Here is a 21239-nt window from a genome sequence, read left to right as displayed (position 1 = left end):
ACAAATCTAGATACTGACAAGTTCACCGTTCATGCGAGCACGGCCTCGACTTTGCCAACAAAGTCATCGAGCGAGTGATCTCCGCGAATCTCGATGCGCGGAAGGTCGATGGGATTGCAATCGAGGTCCGCCGGCCCGTGTCTGCCGCCGAAGCCGATTCGATAGCCGCACTCCTTGGCCAGCCTGCCAAGCCGTCGGTCGGTGACAGAGAAGGGTGCCGCGAACGCCGTGGTTGGCCGACCGGTCCATCGTTCGATGAACATACGAGAGCGCAGGAGCTCGGCGGCCAAGTCAGAGCTCGACAGACCATCGATCGCGCGATGCGTCGCCAGATGGCTTCCGAAGAACGCACCTTCGCCGGCGAGGCGTCGCACCGTCCCGGCGTCCATAAGCTGCGTCGGCGGGCCGCTGTAGGCGTCCCATTGTGCACTTTCACCCACCAGGTCCGTCACCAGGAACACTTCCGCGGTCAGATCGTTCGTGCGCAAGGCCGGCCAGGCATGGTCGGCAAAGTTCTGGAAGCCGTCATCGAACGTGATGAGCACTGGGCGGCCAACGAAAGGCTGACGGTTGACGATGAACCATTCCAGCTGCTCGGACCTAATCGCGTGAAAGCCATTGGCGCGCAGCCATGCCATTTGGCTGGCGAATGCGGCGGGCGCGAGCCGAAAACGGGCGAGCGCGGCCGGACCATCATCGGCGACGCTGTGATACATGAGGACGGGGATACGCTGCCGCCGCTCGCTACGTGCCACGTCGCGGCGCAAGGCCCGCGCCCCGCCCCAGACGATATTTCGCGCTACCCCGATTTCAACGGGTGCGCGGATTGGCATATGATCTACCATCGGTTCCGTCGCCACGTCGCCTGGTGACAGGCGGCGGAAGCGGTCTATGCGATAGAGCTCGGTCTGGATCGATTGCTCGAGGACGAGGCCGTCGGTCGCTGCCAGCGTCTCTGAGATCGCTTGTGCACCGAATGTGTTCCAGTCGAAGCCCGTCCTTCCAACATTGTCTCGTAGCACGAATGCGTGTGCGCTGATGAAACTGCCGCCAGGCGCCAACGCCTCAATGAGTTTTTTGGCGATGCGCCGCACATCGGCGAGATCATCCAGGTAGTAGAGCACTTCCGAACACACAATCAGATCCATTTCGCCCGGCAGCGTGTCCGCAGAGAAATCCAGTACGCCGAACTCAACATTCGGCTGATCGCTGCATCGCGCGCGCGCCCGTCCGACGGCTACGGCGGAGATGTCAGTTGCGGTCAAATGGCCCACGCGCGGCGCCAGCTGCCGCGTGAAGTGGCCCTCCGCGCAGGCCAGCTCAAGCGCCCGTCCGATGGGACCGGCAGGCAGAATTTCGAGCTGCCGCTCATATTTTTCCTGCTCATAGGGCGAACCGTAGTTCCAGGGATCCTCGGTCGCGAAATGGCGATTCCAAAAAGATGTGCGATCATTGTCGCGCCCATCCGCGGCCCGTGCACGGCGCGGCGCTGTAAAAGGCTCTTTAGTTTCGGCGCTCGACCGAACCAGCGCCTGCGCTTCCGCGGCCAATCCCGCGAGTTTGCCGAAATGGCTGTCCCGATCAGACCGGCGTCCCGCCATGGACAACAATGCCTCGGCTGCAAACATGTTTGACTTGTCGGCACCGGCGCCCTTTTGCGGTGCATCTACAGGCGATCGCCTCGCAAGTCGCGCGGCACTGTGCATAGGCCGCTCAGGGGGCACGAAATTCAGGATCAATTCAATCCAATGACGCCTTGTCACTCTCCCGAGTACGCCGAACTGCACGAGAGCCTCGATCTGGCCATCCATTATCAGATGGGCATAGATTTGATCGATTCCTTCCGGTACTTCGATCGAGGCCGGATTTCGCGCGTCGACACGAATTCCAAGTGTCCGCGCCAGCCTGCGCGGCGCGGCAAGATCGTCGACATCGAGCAGCATTTGCTCAAAGTGATACTGCACGCGGCGAGCCGCGTCGGGATTATTCCAGACCTTGCCGAGTTCGATGATCAACTCGGTGAGGGAGCCGCCGAACCTGTCCCACCTGGCAGCCAATTGCGCTGGCACCGACAGGCTTCCTACCATAAGGCCATCGACGGCCACCTTGGCGATCTCACGCGCCCACTTACGTCCTGCCGGGAGCGTGCGCAGGGACTGCGGGTTGATCGAGCGCGAGCCGCAGCCGCAATCCGATGCGGCGTTCCACAACGCGAACCACGCGAGTGCTTCTGAAGCGGTGTGGCCGTTCGCGTCGGTCGCTCCATTGGCGTGAGCCGATGCCGGGTGTTTGACCCTGGGATCGGCGGAAAAGCCGCGGGCGATCACGATTTCCGCATCTGCCAGCACCTGCGTCGAATTGCGGCTGAGCGAGTTGGGGCTGACCCGATAAAAAGCGAGCGGCTCGTCGACCATCACCCAATTTTTGCCTAGACGTGCGAGGCGCTGCCACAGATCCCAGTCCTCGCAGGTGCGCAGCGACACGTCGAAACCGCCCAACTCGACAATTATCTCCCGATCGACCAGCAGCGCGTGAGTGCGGACGGCACACCGGCGGGCGAATGTTTCGAAGGGCTGGATCGCAACCTCCATCGCGATGCTCGACGCCGTGAGTTCGCCATCGGGCATCACGCGTCGGGAACCGCAATAGGCAGCCACTGCATCGGGAGCGGATTTCAGTGCGGCCAGCATTTTGGCAAGGAAGCTGGCATCCACCCAATCGTCCGCATCCAGAAACATGAGCCAGTGGCCGCGCGCTGTCGACATCCCGATATTGCGCGCGCCGGCGGCGCTATACGCGCAAGAGCTCAACGTCCGAAACCGGGCATCGTGCTCCACATAACCGGCGATGATCGCGGGGGTGCGGTCCGTGGAGGCGTCGTCGACGATGATCGCCTCCCAATCCACTATTTCCTGATCGAGAAGGCAATCGAGTGCGCGCGCCAGCGTTACCTCCGCGTTGTGCGCAGGAACCACGATTGAAACCAAGGGATTATGCGCCACGCCGTGTAACCCGCGCGTTGGTTCGAAGGTAGAACAAGAGTCCCGAAACATAGCCGGCGATTTCCTGCCAAAGGAAACGGTCCTCAGGGACGCTGCGTCCAAACAGTCTCCTGCGACCTCTTCCGAGCCGCCGCGACGCCGCCATTTGGCTGCAGAGCGAGCTTGCTCCTGTCGTGCTACCGAAGTTGGAAGCCTGGCACAGCATTCGCATCCGTGCCGCCGAGCTTGGGCGCCAGCTGTCGCAGATGCACGTCAAAGCCAAGCATGCCGCATACTCATGTCGATCCCCGGAGTCGGCGCCATGACCACAGGCGGCGGTCCCGGGCACCGTATGAGTGCAATAGCTATGGCAACCTGACGTCTTTTGCAATTGGGGGCGCAACAAATGCCGCCCACTGAAGCTTTGGTGTGAATGACTGCAGTTATTGGGACCGTCGCCCCCCTCCTATCGACCGAAACGCCTCGATTCCGAGGTGCATTCTCGAACAGCCATTCTCCGTGCGAAAGAAGACCTTCCTTCTACCGTTGGGCCCGCATCGGAAGCTGATCGTCGCAGTATACAGTCGGGTGCGAGATGGTACGTGCACCGCCAGACCAGCTACTTTAGACACGTCTAATGAATCTGCGCTACTTAATTGCGCTCCAGTAGCTATAGCCTGACATTGTATTACTCATTTCGATAGTAGATTGCGTCCAATGATCGATTAGATTAGCCGGTTATGGCTGCTATCACAAAGAGATGCGAGAGCGACATCAATCGGAACTCGTGCATTTGCTGCTAGTCCAAGAGATGTAAAAGGGAGGCACGAATTGGCTTAAGCCAAGAAGATTCCGGCTTGCTAGCCGGGTATTTTGCTGGCATGCTTGCTGGTTTCTGAGTGGTGCACTGTGGCAATTGTTCAAAGAAGGGGGCATAAAGATGGCCAAGGAATCTTCGAATACCGCTTCTTCAGCAAATAAAGCGGACGCAAATCTGATAAGTAATGCAGACGGAAGCGGGCTGACCTTCATGGCGGGCCAGGCTCGCGAGAGCGGGGCCCCCGGCGACGCTGTAGGTGTCGACAAGATACGTGATCTGCTGTTCGGCAACCAGATGCAGGACTATGACCGCCGCTTTTCCAAGCTTGAAGAACGGGTCTTGCAGCGCTTCAAGGATGTCGAATCCGAGGCCAAGCGCAATCTTGAAATGTACGAGTCAAATGCAAAGAAGCAGGTCGACTCGCTTGCGGCGCAATTGCGGAACGAAAAAGACGCGCGAGCCGACGCCGACAAGGAGATTGACCGGAATCTTCGCGAGCAAAATCAGGCGCTCGAAAAGCAGGTGCGCGCGTTGTCGGATCAGTTGAGCGAGCTTGAGCGGGAAGTTGCGGACCGGATAAATCGAAATGATCATTTGCTGCGTGAGGAAATCAAGCAAAAGAATGAAAGCATTCAGATGCTGATGGAGAAGATGTTTTCCGATCTCGGCAATGTCAAGACCGACCGAAATCTTTTGGCTGGCCTGTTTGTCGAGGTTGCAAAATGTCTAAATCAGGATCCCGTCGGCAGCAAGAACAACTCGGAGCGTACCTGGAAAGTGAGTTGATCGGAACTTGACGTCGACTGTCGACCCAATCAGCCTCCCTCAAAGAGCAGCTTCGAACGATACAGAGATTGATCGCGAGGCTCTGGCTCGCCTTTTGATCGAAATTGCCCGGAACGTTGATCCGGACTATCGTGCGCGTCTCGACGGAATCCCAACCGCCGACCCTCGCATGGAAACGCTGCGCCAGTTGCTGGTCGGCCGCGAAATTTCGGAGCTTTCACGAGTTACGCACCTGCTCGACGAACCCGAGCAGCTTGCGGCTGCAGTGGGGAGCGTTCTCCCCAGTGCAGCCACACGTGCGCCTCATGCGCAACTCGGAGAGGCCCTTGCGCCAGCTGTCGAGAGGGCCGTGCAACGGTCCATCCAGAAGAGCCCGCGTACGCTGACGGATATATTGTACCCGGTGTTTCTGCCGGCTATTCGCAAGTCGATCGGCGAAAAGATCGACCAGACCTTTCAATCGCTGAATGAAACTTTAAGACATATATTTACCTGGCATGGACTCAAGTGGAGATTTGAAGCTTGGAGAACAGGTGCAAGTTTCTCAGAAGTTGTTCTTAAGCATTCTCTTGTCTATCGTGTGGAGCATGTGTTTCTCATCAATCGCAATTCCGGGCTTTTGATAGCGCATGTAACTGCCGATAATGCAACTAGCGAAGATCCTCAACTCATTTCGTCTATGCTTAGTGCAATTCAAGATTTTGTAAAAGACTCATTTAACGAGAAAGAACAGAGTGGCCTGGACACTATTCGTTTCGGAGAGCTTCGTCTCTGGTCGGAAGTTGGACCGTTTGCGACCTTGGTTGCGGTGATCCGGGGAAATCCGCCGGAGGAATTACATGAAATAATTCGCGATGTATTGCTTCGCATCCATGATGAATGCTCACAGGCTCTAGAGCAGTTTGACGGCGACAGTTCGCAGTTGGCCGGCGTAGAGACGCAGTTGCAGACCTGCGTTGAACTGAAGCAGGAGGAATCAAACCAGGGATTTCCGTGGCTGGTAGTCGCTGCAGTCCTGCTGGTTTTGATTCCGGCAGGCGGTTGGTTCTTTCTTTCCTGGCAATCCGGGCAGCGCTGGCAGGCCTATGTGTCGCGACTGGGGACCCAGCCGGGCATCATCGTTGCCGAACAAAAGGTGCGCGATGGCCAATTCTATATTGCCGGCCTGAGAGACCCGCTTGCCGCCGACCCGCAGGCTCTGTTGGCCGGAACGCAGGTCGATCCTGCTCGCGTTCATTCGCAGTGGCAATTCTATCAGAGTCTTGATCCGGAGTTCGTGTTGAAGCGGCTAACGGCGTCGCTGGTTCCGCCGGATTCAGTACGACTTTCGATCGTCAATGATCGCATCGTTGCCGAGGGGGAGGCTCCCGACACCTGGATAGATCGGGCGCGCGCAGCGGCCCAACAACTTTCGGCAGGCGGACCGGAATTCGATATCTCCAAGGTTCGTGACGTGAGCCCCGAAGCACGCGCGGCGGAGCGCTGGCAGGCCTATGTGTCGCGACTGGAGGCCCAAGCGGGAATCATCGTCGCCCAACAAACGGTGAGGGGCGGACATTTCTATATTTCCGGCCTGAGAGACCCGCTTGCCGCCGACCCGCAGGCTCTGCTGTCCGGAACGGAGGTAGATCCCGCCCGCGTTCATTCGCAGTGGCAATTCTATCAGAGCCTTGATCCGAAGTTCGTCCTGAAGCGGCTGATGGTGTCGCTGGTTCCGCCGGATTCAGTACGACTTTCGATCGTCAATGATCGCATCGTTGCCGAGGGTGAGGCTCCCGACACCTGGATAGATCGCGCACGCGCAGCGGCCCGACAGCTTTCGGCAGGCGGACCGGAATTCGACATCTCCAAGGTTCGTGATGTGAGCCCCGAAGCACGCGCGGCGGAGCACTGGCAGACTTATGTGTCGCGACTGGAGGCCCAAGCGGGAATCATCATCGGCCAACAAACGGCGAGGGGCGGACATTTCTATATTTCCGGCCTGAGAGACCCGCAGGCCGCCGACCCGAAGGCTCTGCTGTCCGGAACAGGGGTCGATCCTGCTCGCGTTCATTCACAGTGGCAATTCTATCAAAGCCTTGATCCGAAGTTCGTGGTGAAGCGGCTGATGGCGTCGCTGACTCCGCCGGATTCAGTACGGCTTTCGATCATCAAGGATCGCATCGTTGCCCAGGGTGAGGCTCCTGCCGCCTGGATAGATCGGGCGCGGGTCGCCGCCCAACAGCTGTCCGCGGACGGACTCTCTCTAGAAATCTCCGAGCTGCGTGAGTTGACCCCTCCGCAACTCACGCATTTGAGGGAGGCTATTCAAGCGGTCGACATTTTGTTCGATTCTGGCAAGGCTGTACCGGGACCGGAGCAACTGCCGGTTCTCGACAAATTGGCGAATCAGTTGAAGGAATTGGCCAAGGACGCCCGCAAGGCAGGCGTAACAGCACAGTTCATGTTGACCGGCCATTCGGACGAGACGGGCCGTGAAACGGCCAAGTTGTCAATCAGCGCCGCGCGCGCGGAAACAGTTCGTGCGCTTCTCAAGAAGCGCGGCGTCGATCCGGAGTTGCTCTTGGTTCGCGGCGCGGGCACCTTTGAGCCAGCGGAGATTGAAAATAGCCGAACCGGGAACTCCGCCAACCGCAGAGTTTCGGTTACGGTAAACTTCCACTAGGCGGAGCCCAGGATATTGCAAAAGAAGATCTGCATGTTGGGCGGGTTCGCTGTCGGAAAGACGAGTCTGGTTCGCAGGTTTGTGCAAAGCATCTTTTCAGAAACCTACTTGACCACGGTGGGAGTGAAAATCGACAAGAAGAGTGTCGCATTCCCGGACAAAACCGTGGATCTGATTTTGTGGGATTTGGCCGGCGAAGACGATATCGGCTCATTCCGCGTCAGCTATGTGCGAGGTGCGAGTGGGCTCGTGCTTGTCGTCGATGGAACACGCGCTGCTACTCTTGCCGTGGCGCTCACGTTGCGCGAGCGGGCCGAGGCTGAATTCGGCGCTATGCCGTTTGTATTGCTGTTCAACAAATCCGATCTGGCCGATCGGTGGGCAATATCGGATAGTGAAATTGACGAACTGAGGCAACTTGGATGGCAAATCTATCTAACAAGTGCGCTTTCGGGTGAACATGTTGATGATGCGTTTCGTCAACTTGCTTCGATGGTCAGCAAATAAACCATGCATGTCTTGCCAAGAGAAGTTAGAAGCTGGATTTACGATTTCTTCTACAACGAGCGCTCGGTCGCATATCTGAAAATCGACGCCCAGCTTTGCATAGCTGCGAAGGGCGGTAACGTTAAACATTACGGACTCTCGTCAGTTCGCATAGGTAAGCCTGTTGCCGAGCAGCTTGAATTCATGGAAGGTTTGTTGCCCTGCCCGGAGCTTCCATATGATATGGCCATGGTCGAACTTCCCAGCGGGCGTGTCGCGGACCTCCATCTTTTTGCTGACAATGCCTGCGTGTGGCTGCTCTTTCTTGACGCCAATGCCGAACGCGACAATAGGCAGCGGCTTCAACAGAAGGCTTATGAAATGACGCTCCTGCAAGAGAGGGAGCGTCAACTCAACGAGAAATTACAATCGATGAACGAGGCGTTGAGGGCGAGCCAAGAGGGATTGTCGCGTGAATACCAGCGCGCCGAAGCCCTGCTCCTCAACATTCTTCCGGCGTCTATCGCGGAGCGGCTAAAAGCGCACGAAGAAATTGCAGACAACTACGCAGAGGTGAGTGTGCTTTTTGCCGACATCGTCGGTTTTACGGAAAGAGCGCGGAACGTCGGAGCCGTGACGACGCTCGCTATTTTAAATTACTTCTTCAAAGCGGCGGATCTGCTCTCGGAGCGATACGGCTGCGAAAAGATCAAGACAATCGGCGATTGTGTGATGGTGGTCGCTGGCCTGCCCGCCGCGCGATCCGATCATGCGGAAGCCCTTGCGCACTATGCGCTTGAACTGCGGAAGGCGGTTAAGCTCGAACGCTTCGCAGGAGAACCGATAAGACTCAGAATTGGAATTCACTCAGGACCAATCGTGGCGGGCGTCATAGGCAAAAGGCGGTTTGCCTATGACCTATGGGGCGACACCGTTAATCTCGCCGCACGTATCCAAACGTCCGCGGAGCCCGATGAAATCCGTATTTCGGATGCAACTCATCAACTGCTTGGACCAAATTTTGCTTGCGACCCGCTCGAGGAAACGGAATTGCGTGGTACAGGTCGTGTGCGAATGTGGCGGCTCCCGGCCTGATTTGCCGCATGGCAGTGCCGACCCGGAAGCGCATTGCATCTCAAGCAACATCATGGTTTCGAATGTCCGCAGCGGTGCGCGAAGCAGTTGACCACCGAGCGACCGCCAAAGGTCTGTCCTGGTCAACTCAGGAAATCAGTTCCTGAGATTTAACGTCGATGCCCAGTTCATAGAACTGGCCGGAGGCCTGGGCCGAGGTCGGAATGCCCTGCCCCCGCGGCTAAATAAACACCGCCAAGTACCCGGCGCAACGGTCTGGCTCGGAACGATGACGTCTTGCACCGCAACATCGGTTTCTTCAAGGTAGGGCAACAACGGACATAGATGTCGTTGCTCGCCAATCTGACCGGAAGGTTAACAGCACGATGCCACTCATGACTCGACGATTGGGAGCCAGGAACCTGGCGCGCCCGGCACGGCGTCTCGGAGACCTGACTGCGATGTTTGCCCTGATTGCCAGGCCGCTCGTCTTTGGGATCGCCCTTTTGTTGGCTGGTCAGGCGCAGGCGCAGGCGCCGGCGACCGTCCCGCCTGAAAGGGTCAAACAGTTGTTCGAGCTTCTCGACGATCCGTCAGTGAAGGCCTGGGTGGCCGAACAGCGAAATCAGGACGCCGGGTCAACGGGAGCGCCCGCCGAGAGAGGGGCTTCGCCGACCGACGCATCGTCCGGCGCCGTGGCCGCACCAGGCCAGATGAATACGATGGCATCCTCGACGCTCGATGGAATCAGGCATCATATCGAAAGAATCGTGCGAACTTTGCCCTTGCTGCCAGGCCAGTTCGCGCGCGTTCGGGCAGAGACGATGGAGGATATGTCCAGCAAGGGGCCTGCCGGCGTATTTGTGCTGATTGCAATGTTCATCGCTGCCGGCCTGGCACTCACTTGGGCAACGTTCAAGCTCACCCGTCCATTTCGTCTTTGGATTATCGCGCAACCGAAGGATACGCCCGTTGGGCGAGCCAAGAAGATTGGTGGCCGCCTGCTTTATTCCAGCATGCTGATAGTCTCTTTCGCACTGGGCAGCGCCGGCGCGTTCATGTTGTTCGACTGGCCGATGCTTATCCGCGAGATTGTACTGACATTTCTGATGGCGGCAGTCGTTACATGGGGTGTGCGCATGTACGTCATGGCGATGCTCGTCCCTTCCTTCATGAACGTCGAGAACGCCGTCGAGGTTCGTGCTTTGCCGATCACCAACGAAGCGGCTGACCATTGGTCCTATTGGCTACCCCGGATCGTCGGCGTCTTCGCCTTCTTCGGCGCCGCGTTTATCCTCTTGCCAGGTCTCGGCATCGATCAGGACGGAATGATGGTCCTGTCACTGGGCGCCGATTTCGTGCTGCTGTTGCTCCTGCTGCTCGCCATTTGGCGTCGGCCAAGAACGCAGCGAGACGGTGCGCGCCACATCGGTCACACGGAAGCGACATGGCTATTGACTGCTTATTTCGTCGTCCTGTTCCTGCAGCGTATCGCCGGCCTTTATACATACTTCTGGTTCACCTTCGCCGCATTCTTCCTGCCTTTGGCAATCGTGGTGACGCAGCGCGGGGTTAATTTCGTTCTGCGGCCAGGTTCGGAAGATGTCGGCCGGCCCACGATCCCGGCGGTGACGATCGCTGTCATCGATCGCGGAATCCGAATGATTTTCATCCTGGCGGCGGCTTACCTTCTCGCACGTGTCTGGGGTCTGGACATGCAATCCATGCGGGACAGCGATACGACGACGACGTTCATATTGCGCGGCTTGATCAATGTCGTGGTCATTGCCCTCGCCGCCGACTTCGGCTGGTCGATCATCAAAGCTTTGATCGAACGAAAGCTGGGCATCGAAACACCGCACCCTGTGATCAGCGACGAGGACGTCCCGATCCTCGATCCGCAGCAGGCGCGGCTGCACACGCTCTTGCCGATCCTCCAGAATATTCTGCTCGCATCGATCATCGTGATGGCGGTGCTTATGATGCTCGCCTCGCTGGGTATCCAGATCGGCCCATTGATCGCCGGCGCTGGCGTCGTCGGCGTCGCCGTGGGCTTTGGGGCACAAACCATTGTCAAGGACGTCATTTCAGGCGTGTTTTTTCTGCTCGATGATGCGTTCCGTGTTGGCGAATACATTTCATCGGGCAATTACAAGGGTACTGTGGAAAGCTTTTCGCTGCGCTCGGTGAAGCTGCGCCACCATCGTGGTCCGCTGTTCACGATACCTTTCGGTGAACTCGGGGCAGTCCAGAACCAGAGCCGTGACTGGGTTATCGACAAATTCAACATCACCGTTGGTTATGACACTGATATCGACTTCGCTCGCAAGCTGATCAAGCGGATCGGCCTCGAACTGGCGGAAGATCCCGAGTTCAAACACTGGGTGCTCGACCCGATCAAGATGCAGGGCGTACAGGAGTTCGGCGAATACGGCATCGTATTGAGGGTCAAGGCCACAACCAAGCCGGGAGGCGCCTTCGGTATGAAACGCAAATTCTATGTACGCCTCCGCCAGGTCTTCAAGGAGCAGGGAATCGAACTCCCATTTCCGACCGTCCAGGTCCAGGGGCTACAGAACCAACATGGGGCAGAGAATGCACCGTTGGAGATCACGCCCGAGTTGAAAATGGCCGTCGCGCAGTCGCACACTATTCGGCGCAGAAAAAAAGCTAGCACAACGGAATAGAAAAGCTGCGACACCTGCTGGTCACAGTGCGGCTTTCCGCGCATCGCCCATGGCAGGGACACTCTTTTCGCCACGTAAGCAAAAGGCGCCCCGAAAGGCGCCTCTTAATCGCTTGGTTCCCCTCAAGGAAACTGGAGCGGGTGAAGCGATTCGAACGCTCGACCCCAACCTTGGCAAGGTTGTGCTCTACCCCTGAGCTACACCCGCTCGCGCGGCTTTTGGGCCGCAAGCCGCGCCTATATGGCTGAAGAGCGCGGCGATTGCAACAGGGAATTCGCAGGCTTTTTGCTTCGTCGGCAATGCGAACAAGCCTCCTGCGAGACGTCGCAAGGCAATCGCCCCCGCGTTGCGCGACGGGCTTGTCTTGGCAGCATCATTGGCCGTAAACGGCGTTAGTCGAACAAGCAGTTGAAAGCGGGCCATCAGAAGAAAGACCGATGCCGAAGACCGAAGCCGAACTTTTCGCCTTTCTCGCCGGACTCGGGATCGAAGTATCGACGCGGCGGCATCCGCCGCTGTTCACGGTCGCCGATTCGCAGGCGCTGCGCGGCGAGATTGCCGGCGGCCATACCAAGAACCTGTTCCTCAAGGACAAGAAGGACAATTTCTTCCTGGTCAGCGTCGGCGAGGAGGCGGTGGTCGATCTCAAGCATATACACCATCTGATCGGCGCTGCCGGGCGCGTGTCCTTCGGCCGGCCGGAGATGCTGATGGAGCTTCTCGGCGTCGTCCCGGGCGCGGTCACGGTGTTCGGGCTGATCAACGACACCGAGCGAAGGATCAAGGTCGTGTTGGACGAGGTGCTGATGAGCCATGCGGTGGTCAATGCCCACCCGCTGACCAACGAAGCGACGACTTCCATCGCTGCCGCGGACCTGGTCAAATTCGTCGAGGCAACCGGACATGATGCTGTTATCTTGAAAGTCTCGGCATGATCGCCACATGGGTGACTGAAACCGGGTTCTAAAGAAGGATGTTGCGCCCGTCCCTTGGCCGGCGGCGCGACCGAAAGGCGACGAGATGAGTGATAGCAACCCCTTTGGCGGCCCATTTGGCAGCAATGGCGGCCGGTATGCCACCACCGTGCAATATGGCGGCACCGATGCCGCGCGTGAGAAGGTCGCGCTTGCGGAGGCGCCGGCCGACGTAATCAAGGACACAACGACCGCTGGATTTGCCGCCGACGTGATCCAGGAATCGCGTCACCAGCCGGTGCTGGTCGATTTCTGGGCGCCGTGGTGCGGCCCTTGCAAGCAATTGACGCCGCTGCTGGAGAAGGCGGTGAAAGCCGCCGGTGGCAAGGTCAAGCTGGTCAAGATGAATATCGACGACCATCCATCGATCGCCGGCCAGCTTGGCATCCAGTCGATACCGGCGGTCATTGCCTTCAAGGACGGCCAGCCGGTCGACGGCTTCATGGGCGCCATTCCCGAGAGCCAGATCACGCAATTCATCCAGAAGGTCGGCGGCAAGAACGGCGGTGCGCCGCAAGTTGCCGAGGCGCTGGCCGCGGCCGCCGAAGCGCGCGACACCGGGGACGTGCAGACGGCGGCCGACATTTACGATGCCATCCTGGAACAGGCGCCGGAGACGATCGAGGCGATCGCTGGCTTGGGCGACCTGCTGTTCGAGGCCGGCGATGCCGAAGGTGCCGAGGCGGTGCTGGCGCGGGCGCCGGAAGCAAAGAAGGATGCGCCCCAGCTCGCCGCGCTGCGGGCCAAGATGGCGCTCGCCGCGCAAGCAGCAGTGCTCGGCAATCCGGCGGAACTGGAACGGCGGCTGGCCGAAAATCCCGGGGATCACCAGGCACGGTTCGAGCTTGCCATGATCCAGAACGCCAAGGGTGATCGCATGGCGGCGGCCGACAATCTGCTGGCGATCATCAAGGCCGACCGCTCGTGGAACGACGACGGCGCCAGAACCCAGTTGCTGCAGCTCTTCGAGGCATGGGGCATGACCGACGAAGCAACGCTGTCGGCACGGCGCAAACTGTCGTCGCTGCTGTTTTCCTGAGCCGGCGCAGACTGTTTTGTCGCGCGGGCTTGCGGTGGGCCGCGGCTGCGCCAGATTAGGTTTTCGGACGGCGTTCGATTTCAGGTTTCCGGTGTTGCGCCTTGTGCCGGCCGGGAGGAGACGGATTTGGTGCGCTTCCTGACAAAGCGATCGGAGGATTGAGGTGCAGGCGGGAAACGCGCATTACCGGCTCGCTGCGGACTTACCGTCGACCATGCCGATCTTTCCGCTTGAGGGCGCATTGCTGCTGCCGGGAGGCCGCATGCCGCTCAACATCTTCGAGCCGCGCTATCTGCAGATGGTCGACGAGGCGATCGCCGGGCCGCGGCTGATCGGCATGATCCAGCCCAGCCTTGACGGTGCGCTGCGTCCCGACGGCGAGCCGGAGCTCTGCAATGTCGGCTGCGCCGGGCGCATCATTGCGCTGTCCGAGAGCGGCGACGGCCGTTACCTGATTTCGCTGCAGGGCGTGTGCCGGTTCCGTATTGTCCAGGAGCTCACGGTCAAAACACCGTTCCGGCAGTGCCGGTTGGCACCCTTTCTCGCCGATCTCGACGAGGAGCAGGCAGACGCCGAGATCGACCGGCCGGCGCTGCTCAAAGCGTTTCGCGCCTATCTGCAGGCTAACGATCTGGAGGCCGACTGGGAAAGCGTCAGCCGCGCCGAAAACGCCATGCTGGTCAACGCACTGTCGATGATGGCGCCCTACGGGCCGGCCGAGAAACAGGCGCTGCTCGAAGCGGCCGATCTGAAGACACGCGCCGAGACCCTGATCGCCATCACCGAAATGGCGCTGGCGCGCGACAATGAGGATTTCGGTTCGAGTTTGCAGTAGGTTCTTGCCTTCTCCCCTTGTGGGAGAAGGTGGATCGGCGCGCAGCGCCGAGACGGTTGAGGGGTACTGGACGGAGTGCCGTCGGTGCCAAGCTGGAACACCCCTCATCCGACCGAGCTTCGCTCGGCCACCTTCTCCCACAAGGGGAGAAGGAAGTTCGCGCTCGAAACCTTAACCCGATTTGCCCAGATAAGGACAAACCAAATGGCGGATGGACGTGACGGGAACAGGACTGTCGACCCCAAGCTGCTGGAACTCTTGGCCTGCCCGCTGACCAAGGGGCCGCTTGCCTGGGATCCGGAGCGCGGCGAGCTTATCTCGCGGGTGGCAAAGCTTGCCTATCCGGTGCGGGACGGCATTCCGATCATGCTGCCATCGGAAGCGCGTGTCATCACCATAGATGATGCCATGCCACCGCCGCCGCGCCTGGGTGGAACGCCCTGAGTGCTGCGGTTCAGAGCCGCTCCGTCGCGATCTTTCGCGCCTCTATTGAAAATTGCGCCCTTTGGGCATGACCTTCTCTGCCTTTCCCAGTAGTTCCGTTTGCGCGATGCTGCCAGGCTGAGCCTCGTCTGCACTGCTCGACAGTCTGTCCGCAGGCCTTGCCTGCTCAAGCAGCACCGACAGCCACGGCGTCAGATCCTCGACCTTCTCGGCGACGATATGGATGACGTCCGATTCCGATTGCAACTTGCCGGTGACGCGGATGAGACGCGCGCCCATGACGATGGGGCGGAAGCGGTCAAAAGTCCTTTCCCAGAAAATAATGTTGGCGACCGCATTCTCGTCTTCCAGCGTCAGGAAAATCGCCTTGCCATTGCCCGGCCGCTGCCGCACCAGCACGAGGCCGGCGACCGAAACGCGCCGGCCGTCCCGCACCTGGCCGAGCCGCACATTGGGCGTGACGCCGGAACGATCCAGCCTTTGACGCAGGAAGGCGACCGGGTGCGCCTTCAGCGACAGGCCAAGCGAGCGGTAGTCGTGGACGACGTGCTCGCCGAGCGGCATTGTCGGGAGCCTGGTTGCAGGCTCCAGATCGCGCAAGCGGATCGCCGGCTGGTCGAACAGCGGCAGCTTTTCGGCGGCACTCTTGCCGTCGAGCGCGCGGACCGCCCATAGAGCGTCGCGACGGTTCAATCCAAGCGACCGGAAAGCGTCGGCCTGCGCCAGTTTTTCGATCTCGTCGACGTTGAGGCCCGAGCGCAGCCAGACGTCGCGTACGGATGCATAGCCGGCGCCGCGCCTCGACACAAACGCTTCCATGCGCTCCTTCGACAGGCCCTTGACCTGGCGAAAGCCGAGCCGGACGGCATGGCTGGTCCGGATGACGCCGCGCATCTGGGCATGGCGGTCAAGGATACGATCCGGATCGAAAGGCGATTTCTCCAAGGCGCAATCCCAGCCGGAAAAATTGACGTCGACCTCGCGGATCTCGACGCCGTGGTCATGCGCGTCGCGGACAAGCTGGGCCGGCTGGTAAAACCCCATCGGCTGGGAATTCAGGATCGCGGCGCAGAACACGTCGGGATAGAAGGTCTTGAACCAGCAGGAGGCATAGACCAGCAGGGCGAAGGAGGCGGCGTGGCTCTCGGGAAAGCCGTATTCGCCAAAACCCTCGATCTGCTTGAAGCAGCGCTCGGCGAAGTCTTTTTCGTAGCCCTTGGCGACCATGCCGTCGACCATTCTCTTGCGGTAATTGCCGATCGTGCCGGTGCGCTTGAATGTCGCCATGGCGCGGCGCAGTTCATCGGCCTCGCCCGGCCTGAAGCCGCCAGCAACGATGGCGATCTTCATCGCCTGCTCCTGGAACAGCGGCACGCCCAGCGTCCTGCCGAGTATTTTTTCCAGTTCCGGCTTGGGATATTCGGGTTTTTCCTTGCCTTGCCGGCGGCGCAGATAAGGGTGGACCATGTCGCCTTGGATCGGGCCGGGCCGCACGATCGCCACCTCGATGACGAGGTCGTAAAAGCTTTTCGGCCGCAGCCGCGGCAGCATCGACATCTGCGCGCGCGATTCGATCTGGAAGACGCCGATCGTGTCGGCACGGCAGATCATGTCGTAGACATGCTTGTCCTCGGCAGGCAGAGTGGCCAGCACATAGGGCAGGCCGTACTCGTCCCGCGCCTGCGGATAATGATCCTGGAGCAGGGTGAAAGCGCGCTGCAGACAGGTCAGCATGCCGAGCGCCAGCACGTCCACTTTAAGGATTTTCACCGCGTCGAGATCGTCCTTGTCCCACTCGACCATCTTGCGCTCGTCCATCGCCGTCTTGACGATGGGCACGATCTCGTCGAGCCGGTCCCGGGTGATGACGAAACCGCCGACATGCTGCGACAAATGACGAGGAAAGCCCATGATCTCGTTGGCGCATTCGATCACATGCCTTGTCGATGGATCGGTCTGATCGAGGCCGCCGGCCTTTGTCTCCTTTTCGCCGAGCTCCGAGGTCGACCAGCCCCAGATCGAACTGGACAGCGCGCCCCGGACGTCGTCCGACAGGCCCATCGCCTTGGCCACTTCGCGCATCGCCGAGCGGCCCCGGTAGCTGACGACGGCGGCGGCCAGCGCGGTGCGCTTGGTGCTGTATTTGGAATAGATGTACTGGATGACCTCCTCGCGCTTTTCATGCTCGAAATCGACGTCGATGTCGGGCGGCTCGTTTCTTTCCTCGGAAATGAAGCGTTCGAAAAGCGTTTCGATCTTGTCCGGGCCGACTTCGGTGATGCCAATGCAGAAGCAGATGATCGAGTTGGCGGCAGAGCCGCGCCCCTGGCAGAGAATGTTCTGGCTGCGGGCGAATTTGACGATGTCGTGGACAGTCAGGAAATAGCGCGCGTAGTTCAGGCGCTCGATCAGAGCGAGCTCCTCCTCGATGCGCTGCGTCACAAAAGCGGGCACGCCCGAGGGGTAGCGGATGGCGGCTCCCTCCTTGGCCAGCCTTTCCAGTTCGGCCTGCGGCCCAAGACCCGATTCCGTCGGCTCGTCGGGATAGTTGTATTGCAGGTCACTGAGCGAGAAGGTCAGCTCGCCGGCAAAACGCAGCGTTTCCGCCAGCGCTTGCGGATGCCTGCGGAAAAGCCGTGCCATCTCCAGCGGCGGCTTTAAGTGACGCTCGGCATTGGCCGCCAGCTCCAGCCCCACCTCGGCGACGGGCACATTGAGGCGGATCGCCGTCAGCACGTCCTGCAGCGGGCGCCGTTCCGACGTATGGTAGAGAACATCGTTGGTCGCCATCAACGGGATGCCGGCCAGCTCCGCCATCGCCGCCGCCTGCTCGATACGGAAGCGGTCGTTGCCGCGGTAATCCGGCGAAACCGCAAGCCGCAGGTTTTCACCGAAACGATCCGTGAGCCGGCTAAGGAGTGCGAGGCTGGTTTCCGCGTCCGCCGACACATCCGGCAGTATGGCGAGCGACAGGAGATCGCCCCATTCGAGAAGATCGCTCTGTTTGAGGAGCGTCGCCCCTTTTTCGTTCTCGTCACGCAGATTGGCCTGCGTCAGCATGCGGCAGAGATGCCCCCAGCCCTTGCGATCCTGCGGGTAGGCGAGGATGTCCGGCGTGCCGTCGCAAAAAACCAGGCGGCAGCCGGGATGATAGGAAGCACCCTCCACCTTGGCCTGCTGCCAGGCGCGCACCACGCCCGCCACCGTGTTGCGGTCGGCGAGACCGATCGCCGAAAACCCCAGGAATTTTGCCGCGACCACCAGCTCCTCCGGTTTCGAGGCACCGCGCAGAAACGAGAAGTTCGACTGGATGCCGAATTCGGCATAGGGGTTGGCCGTCAGCGCATTCATGCGAAGATCCCATGCATGAACCAGCGTGGCGAGGGCTGCGAGGCGCTGTAAAGGCCCTGGCGATAGAGCCAGTAACGGCGGCCGTCGGCATCCTCGATGCGGAAATAATCCCGGGTCGGGGCATCTTCTCGTCCCGCCGCCCCTCGCCACCATTCCGGCGCGATGCGCTCCGGCCCTTCGGCGCGCGCGACCCGATAGAGCGCGCGCCGCCAGCGGAAGTTCAAAGGCGGGCCTTCCGGCATTTCGGTGGCCGGCACCTCGATCGGCTCGGGCGAACGGAAAAGCCGGATCGGCCGTTCCGGCTGGAAGACGGTCGAGGGAGCGTCCTTCGCCTTGTCCGGCTGCTTCGGCGGCGAGCTTCTCTGCGGCGCCTCCGTGAAGGGAAGGGTGGCGACGGCGCGCTCCGGCAAATGGCTCTCGACGGCGACCGGCTTCAAGACCGCGCCTTCGCCGAGCCGGGCGCGAATGCGGTCGGCAAAAAGCGCGATATCGGCACCGTCGTCGCTCGTCTCGCCGGCAAGGTCGGCCTGCTGCATGTCGAAGGCGGCGGCGGTCAGCACCGAAAGGCGCACGAGATCGAAGCCATAGCCGGCGTCGATATCCTGTTCGAGCGCGGCAAGCCTTTCGTGGAACAATTTCTGGATCAGCCGCGGCTCGCGCAGAGGCCGCGAGGTGCCGACGGCGATGCGGCTGACGCCGCCATCGACGCGGAAAAGCAGCAGCGCCAGCCGCCTTGCGCCCTCGCCGCGACGCTCGAGGTCGCTCTTCAAGGTGGTCGCCAGCATGCCGGTCAGCCGCTCGATGTCCTCGGTCAGCATGATCGGCTCGGCAAGGTGACGCTCGACCGAAAGCGGTGCCACCGGCAGGCGCGGCGACACGGCCTCCTCGAGGCGGCCAAGCGCCTGGTCGAGACGCAAGAGCAGCGATGCGCCGAAGCGGCGGGCCAGCGGCGCGCGCGGTGCCGCCATGACGGCGCCCGCCGTGCGCAGGCCGACGCTTTCGAGGCTGGCGCGTACCTCCGGGTCGATGCGCAGCGCCGCCAGCGGCAAGGGCGCGAGAAGCGCTTCCTCCTCACCATCGGGCACGATGCGGTCGCCAGCAAACCGCGCCGCCGCCCAGGCAGCACCAGGCGTGGCGGCAAGCCCGGCGCGGACATCGAAGCCCTGATGGAAAAAACGCGACAGGATATCGTCCAGCATCGAGCGTTCGCCGCCGAAAAGATGGGTGCAGCCGGTGACGTCGAGATAGAGGCCGTCGGTCCCGTCAAGCGCCACCAGCGGGGTATAGCGGTCGCACCAGTCGGCGAGGCCTTCGAGCAGGCGCCGGTCGGCCTCCGGATCGGCCTCCACGATGTCGATCGAGGGATGCATGGCGCGTGCGTCGGCTATGCCCATGCCGCGCTTCAGATTAAGCGCCTCGGCCCGCTCGTCGAGGGCGGCGATGCGCTGGGCGTTCCGGTCGCGGTGACTGATCACCAGCGGCAGGTGATCCGACGGCCGGGAACGCCAGGACCGCCCCAGACGCTGCCGCAGGATCCTCTCGGCGGCGAGATGCGGAAACCACAGGGATAGGAGTCTTTGGCCGTTCTGGGGCCCATTCCTGAGACCTTCCTTGCTCGCCCCGTCTTTCTTCGAATATGCGTTCATCGGGGTTCCACTCCAGTGTGAATTTTCCGGGCAAGGCCGTGCGGCTCTTGCCGATGGCGACGGTGAAGGCGGGTCGGCCGATCGAGCCGGCGAGCGGCCCGGCAAGCGTCTTACGCGTTGCCGCCGGTGCCGCCGACAGGATGAGGCGGACGGGCGCTGCCGTCGGTTCGGGCTCGCCGGCCTGGCGCAGCAGGAACAGCGGCCGGCCCGCACTCTGCGCGCGGGCGTGCAGCCGCCGCGTCGCGGTGAGGTCAAGCCGCTGCGGGCTGCCGCGGATTTCGAGGATGACGGCGGCCAGCGCCGTCATCCGGGCAGCCTCCTCGGCGATCCACAGCGCATCGAGCAGCCTTGGCGCCTCGGAAAACAGCAATTGCTCCGGCTCGATGCCGAAGAAGGCGTGAAGCCCCCTGGCATAGGGAAAGCCGGCCTCGCGGAAAACCTCGGATGTGCCGATCCACAGCACCGGCAATCGCGGCCCCTGGCTGAGGATCAGGCTGACGAGCGACAAGGCAAAACCGGCAACGGCCCCGGCATCGCGGGTCGCGGCGCCATGAAACTCGCTCACCGCCGCCTTCGGCAGGCCGCCGCTCAGCGCAGCATCGAGGCGCTCGGCGCCGGTGCGCAAAAACGCATCGGGCGGCGCCATGGCGAGGCCGCGCCGGACAATGGTCAGATTCCGAGCGGGTGTCGGATGCCGAGAGGGTGTCAGACTCTGACGAGAGACATCCGCGTCAAACGACGAACTGGCCGGCGCCTCCAGGCGCTCGGGCAAGGTCCCTTCGATCTTCGCGATCTGGCGGCGCAGGGCAAAAACAGTCTCCCGCGCCACGGCGCTTGTCGCCATGACGGTCAGCTTCCACTCACAATTGTTCCTGTTATGTTCCCTAGAATTCCAGAGGCCGGCCAAAGAGTCAAGCGGAGTCATGGGGAATTTATTCCTGTAGTGGGGGCGTGACACGGTCACCCCAGCCCGACCATTTGCCGAGTCCGGCCCGAAAGCCTATATGCCGGGATCAAAGGACAAAGCATGGCTCGCATCTACCAAACACGCATCTGGCACGACCAGCTTTCGCCAACGATGGAGGAAATCGAGCTCCTGGCGCTGGAGGCCTATGCCCATCTGCCGGAGGACTTTCGCAAGTTGACCGGCGAGATCGTCATTCAGATCGCCGAATTCCCGACCGACGAGATCATGGACGACCTTTCGCTGGAAACGCCCTTCGACCTGCTCGGCCTGTTCGAGGGGCGCGGCATCGCCGAGCGCTGGAACCCGCAGACCGGCGAGGGGCCGAACCGCATCACGCTCTATCGCCGCGCCATCCTCGACTACTGGGCCGAGAACGAGGAAACGCTGGGCGACATCGTCACCCATGTGCTGATCCACGAGATCGGCCACCATTTCGGCCTGTCGGACGACGATATGGAGCGGATCGAGGAAGCGGCTGAATAGC

General features: G+C 60.9%; 14 protein-coding genes, 1 tRNA gene and 1 pseudogene. 11 read left to right on the top strand and 5 right to left on the bottom strand.

Annotated elements, in window-relative coordinates:
* Window positions 1-29 precede the first annotated feature (29 nt).
* Entirely contained in the window at window positions 30-3002 is a 2973-nt protein-coding gene (locus NKI52_RS03560; protein WP_352697031.1) for a trifunctional glycosyltransferase/class I SAM-dependent methyltransferase/polysaccharide deacetylase, read from the bottom strand.
* Window positions 3003-3163: 161 nt separating this feature from the next.
* On the opposite strand from NKI52_RS03560, the pseudogene NKI52_RS03555 reads away from it, so the two are divergent.
* The 6 genes and pseudogenes from NKI52_RS03555 to NKI52_RS03530 form a co-directional block, all read left to right on the top strand.
* Window positions 3164-3309, top strand: a pseudogene (locus tag NKI52_RS03555) (IS110 family transposase); the annotation flags it as partial.
* A 612-nt stretch (window positions 3310-3921) separates the two neighbouring features.
* Entirely contained in the window at window positions 3922-4587 is a 666-nt protein-coding gene (locus tag NKI52_RS03550) for a DUF3450 domain-containing protein (protein ID WP_031211579.1), read from the top strand.
* Window positions 4588-4681: 94 nt separating this feature from the next.
* Window positions 4682-7252 carry an OmpA family protein gene (locus NKI52_RS03545; protein ID WP_352697029.1) on the top strand — a complete coding sequence of 857 codons (2571 nt, stop codon included), beginning with the start codon at window positions 4682-4684 and terminating at the stop codon, window positions 7250-7252.
* Between the two features lie 15 nt (window positions 7253-7267).
* On the top strand, window positions 7268-7759 hold the full coding sequence (locus NKI52_RS03540) for a Rab family GTPase (RefSeq protein ID WP_254818889.1): 492 nt from the start codon (window positions 7268-7270) through the stop codon (window positions 7757-7759).
* A 3-nt stretch (window positions 7760-7762) separates the two neighbouring features.
* Window positions 7763-8833, top strand: coding sequence for an adenylate/guanylate cyclase domain-containing protein (locus NKI52_RS03535; RefSeq protein ID WP_352697027.1), 1071 nt, complete (start codon window positions 7763-7765; stop codon window positions 8831-8833).
* Between the two features lie 440 nt (window positions 8834-9273).
* The gene (locus NKI52_RS03530) at window positions 9274-11499 is read left to right on the top strand and encodes a mechanosensitive ion channel family protein (protein WP_023675982.1); all 2226 of its coding nucleotides are present in this window, start codon (window positions 9274-9276) and stop codon (window positions 11497-11499) included.
* 132 nt (window positions 11500-11631) lie between these two features.
* Here NKI52_RS03530 and NKI52_RS03525 read toward each other — a convergent pair.
* Window positions 11632-11706, bottom strand: a tRNA-Gly gene (locus tag NKI52_RS03525).
* Between the two features lie 230 nt (window positions 11707-11936).
* Here NKI52_RS03525 and NKI52_RS03520 point away from each other — a divergent pair.
* The 4 genes from NKI52_RS03520 (at window position 11937) to NKI52_RS03505 (ending at window position 14791) form a co-directional block, all read left to right on the top strand.
* Window positions 11937-12434, top strand: a complete 498-nt coding sequence (locus NKI52_RS03520) for a prolyl-tRNA synthetase associated domain-containing protein (protein WP_023675983.1) — start codon at window positions 11937-11939, stop codon at window positions 12432-12434.
* 85 nt (window positions 12435-12519) lie between these two features.
* On the top strand, window positions 12520-13512 hold the full coding sequence (trxA, locus tag NKI52_RS03515) for a thioredoxin (RefSeq protein ID WP_023675984.1): 993 nt from the start codon (window positions 12520-12522) through the stop codon (window positions 13510-13512).
* Between the two features lie 163 nt (window positions 13513-13675).
* A complete protein-coding gene (locus NKI52_RS03510; RefSeq protein WP_023675985.1) occupies window positions 13676-14347 on the top strand; it encodes an LON peptidase substrate-binding domain-containing protein in 672 nt (223 codons plus the stop codon).
* A 204-nt stretch (window positions 14348-14551) separates the two neighbouring features.
* Entirely contained in the window at window positions 14552-14791 is a 240-nt protein-coding gene (locus NKI52_RS03505) for a Trm112 family protein (RefSeq protein WP_023675986.1), read from the top strand.
* A gap of 42 nt (window positions 14792-14833) precedes the next feature.
* Here NKI52_RS03505 and NKI52_RS03500 read toward each other — a convergent pair whose 3' ends face one another.
* The 3 genes from NKI52_RS03500 to NKI52_RS03490 are packed head-to-tail and all read right to left on the bottom strand — an operon-like array spanning window position 14834 to window position 20632.
* On the bottom strand, window positions 14834-18142 hold the full coding sequence (locus NKI52_RS03500; protein WP_352636476.1) for an error-prone DNA polymerase: 3309 nt from the start codon (window positions 18140-18142) through the stop codon (window positions 14834-14836).
* Window positions 18139-19617, bottom strand: coding sequence for a DUF6504 family protein (locus NKI52_RS03495; RefSeq protein WP_352636475.1), 1479 nt, complete (start codon window positions 19615-19617; stop codon window positions 18139-18141). Before NKI52_RS03495 ends, NKI52_RS03500 begins: the two co-directional genes overlap by 4 nt.
* A complete protein-coding gene (locus NKI52_RS03490) occupies window positions 19550-20632 on the bottom strand; it encodes an ImuA family protein (protein WP_352697025.1) in 1083 nt (360 codons plus the stop codon). The genes NKI52_RS03495 and NKI52_RS03490 overlap by 68 nt, the downstream gene beginning before the upstream one ends.
* A gap of 183 nt (window positions 20633-20815) precedes the next feature.
* Between NKI52_RS03490 and NKI52_RS03485 the strand changes: the two genes are divergently transcribed.
* Complete coding sequence (locus NKI52_RS03485; RefSeq protein ID WP_352594348.1) at window positions 20816-21238, top strand: metallopeptidase family protein; 423 nt, start codon at window positions 20816-20818, stop codon at window positions 21236-21238.
* Window position 21239: the final 1 nt, after the last annotated feature.

Source organism: Mesorhizobium sp. M0590, assembly GCF_040320905.1.
Lineage (GTDB): Bacteria > Pseudomonadota > Alphaproteobacteria > Rhizobiales > Rhizobiaceae > Mesorhizobium.
This window is presented reverse-complemented; position numbering and strand designations above follow the sequence as displayed.

Coding starts and splice junctions, on each gene's coding strand:
- NKI52_RS03530 (WP_023675982.1), top strand. CDS start 9,274: ATGTTTGCCCTGATTGCCAGGCCGCTCGTCTTTGGGATCGCCCTTTTG.
- NKI52_RS03500 (WP_352636476.1), bottom strand. CDS start 18,142: ATGAATGCGCTGACGGCCAACCCCTATGCCGAATTCGGCATCCAGTCG.
- NKI52_RS03490 (WP_352697025.1), bottom strand. CDS start 20,632: ATGGCGACAAGCGCCGTGGCGCGGGAGACTGTTTTTGCCCTGCGCCGC.
- NKI52_RS03520 (WP_023675983.1), top strand. CDS start 11,937: ATGCCGAAGACCGAAGCCGAACTTTTCGCCTTTCTCGCCGGACTCGGG.
- NKI52_RS03505 (WP_023675986.1), top strand. CDS start 14,552: ATGGCGGATGGACGTGACGGGAACAGGACTGTCGACCCCAAGCTGCTG.
- trxA (WP_023675984.1), top strand. CDS start 12,520: ATGAGTGATAGCAACCCCTTTGGCGGCCCATTTGGCAGCAATGGCGGC.
- NKI52_RS03485 (WP_352594348.1), top strand. CDS start 20,816: ATGGCTCGCATCTACCAAACACGCATCTGGCACGACCAGCTTTCGCCA.
- NKI52_RS03535 (WP_352697027.1), top strand. CDS start 7,763: ATGCATGTCTTGCCAAGAGAAGTTAGAAGCTGGATTTACGATTTCTTC.
- NKI52_RS03550 (WP_031211579.1), top strand. CDS start 3,922: ATGGCCAAGGAATCTTCGAATACCGCTTCTTCAGCAAATAAAGCGGAC.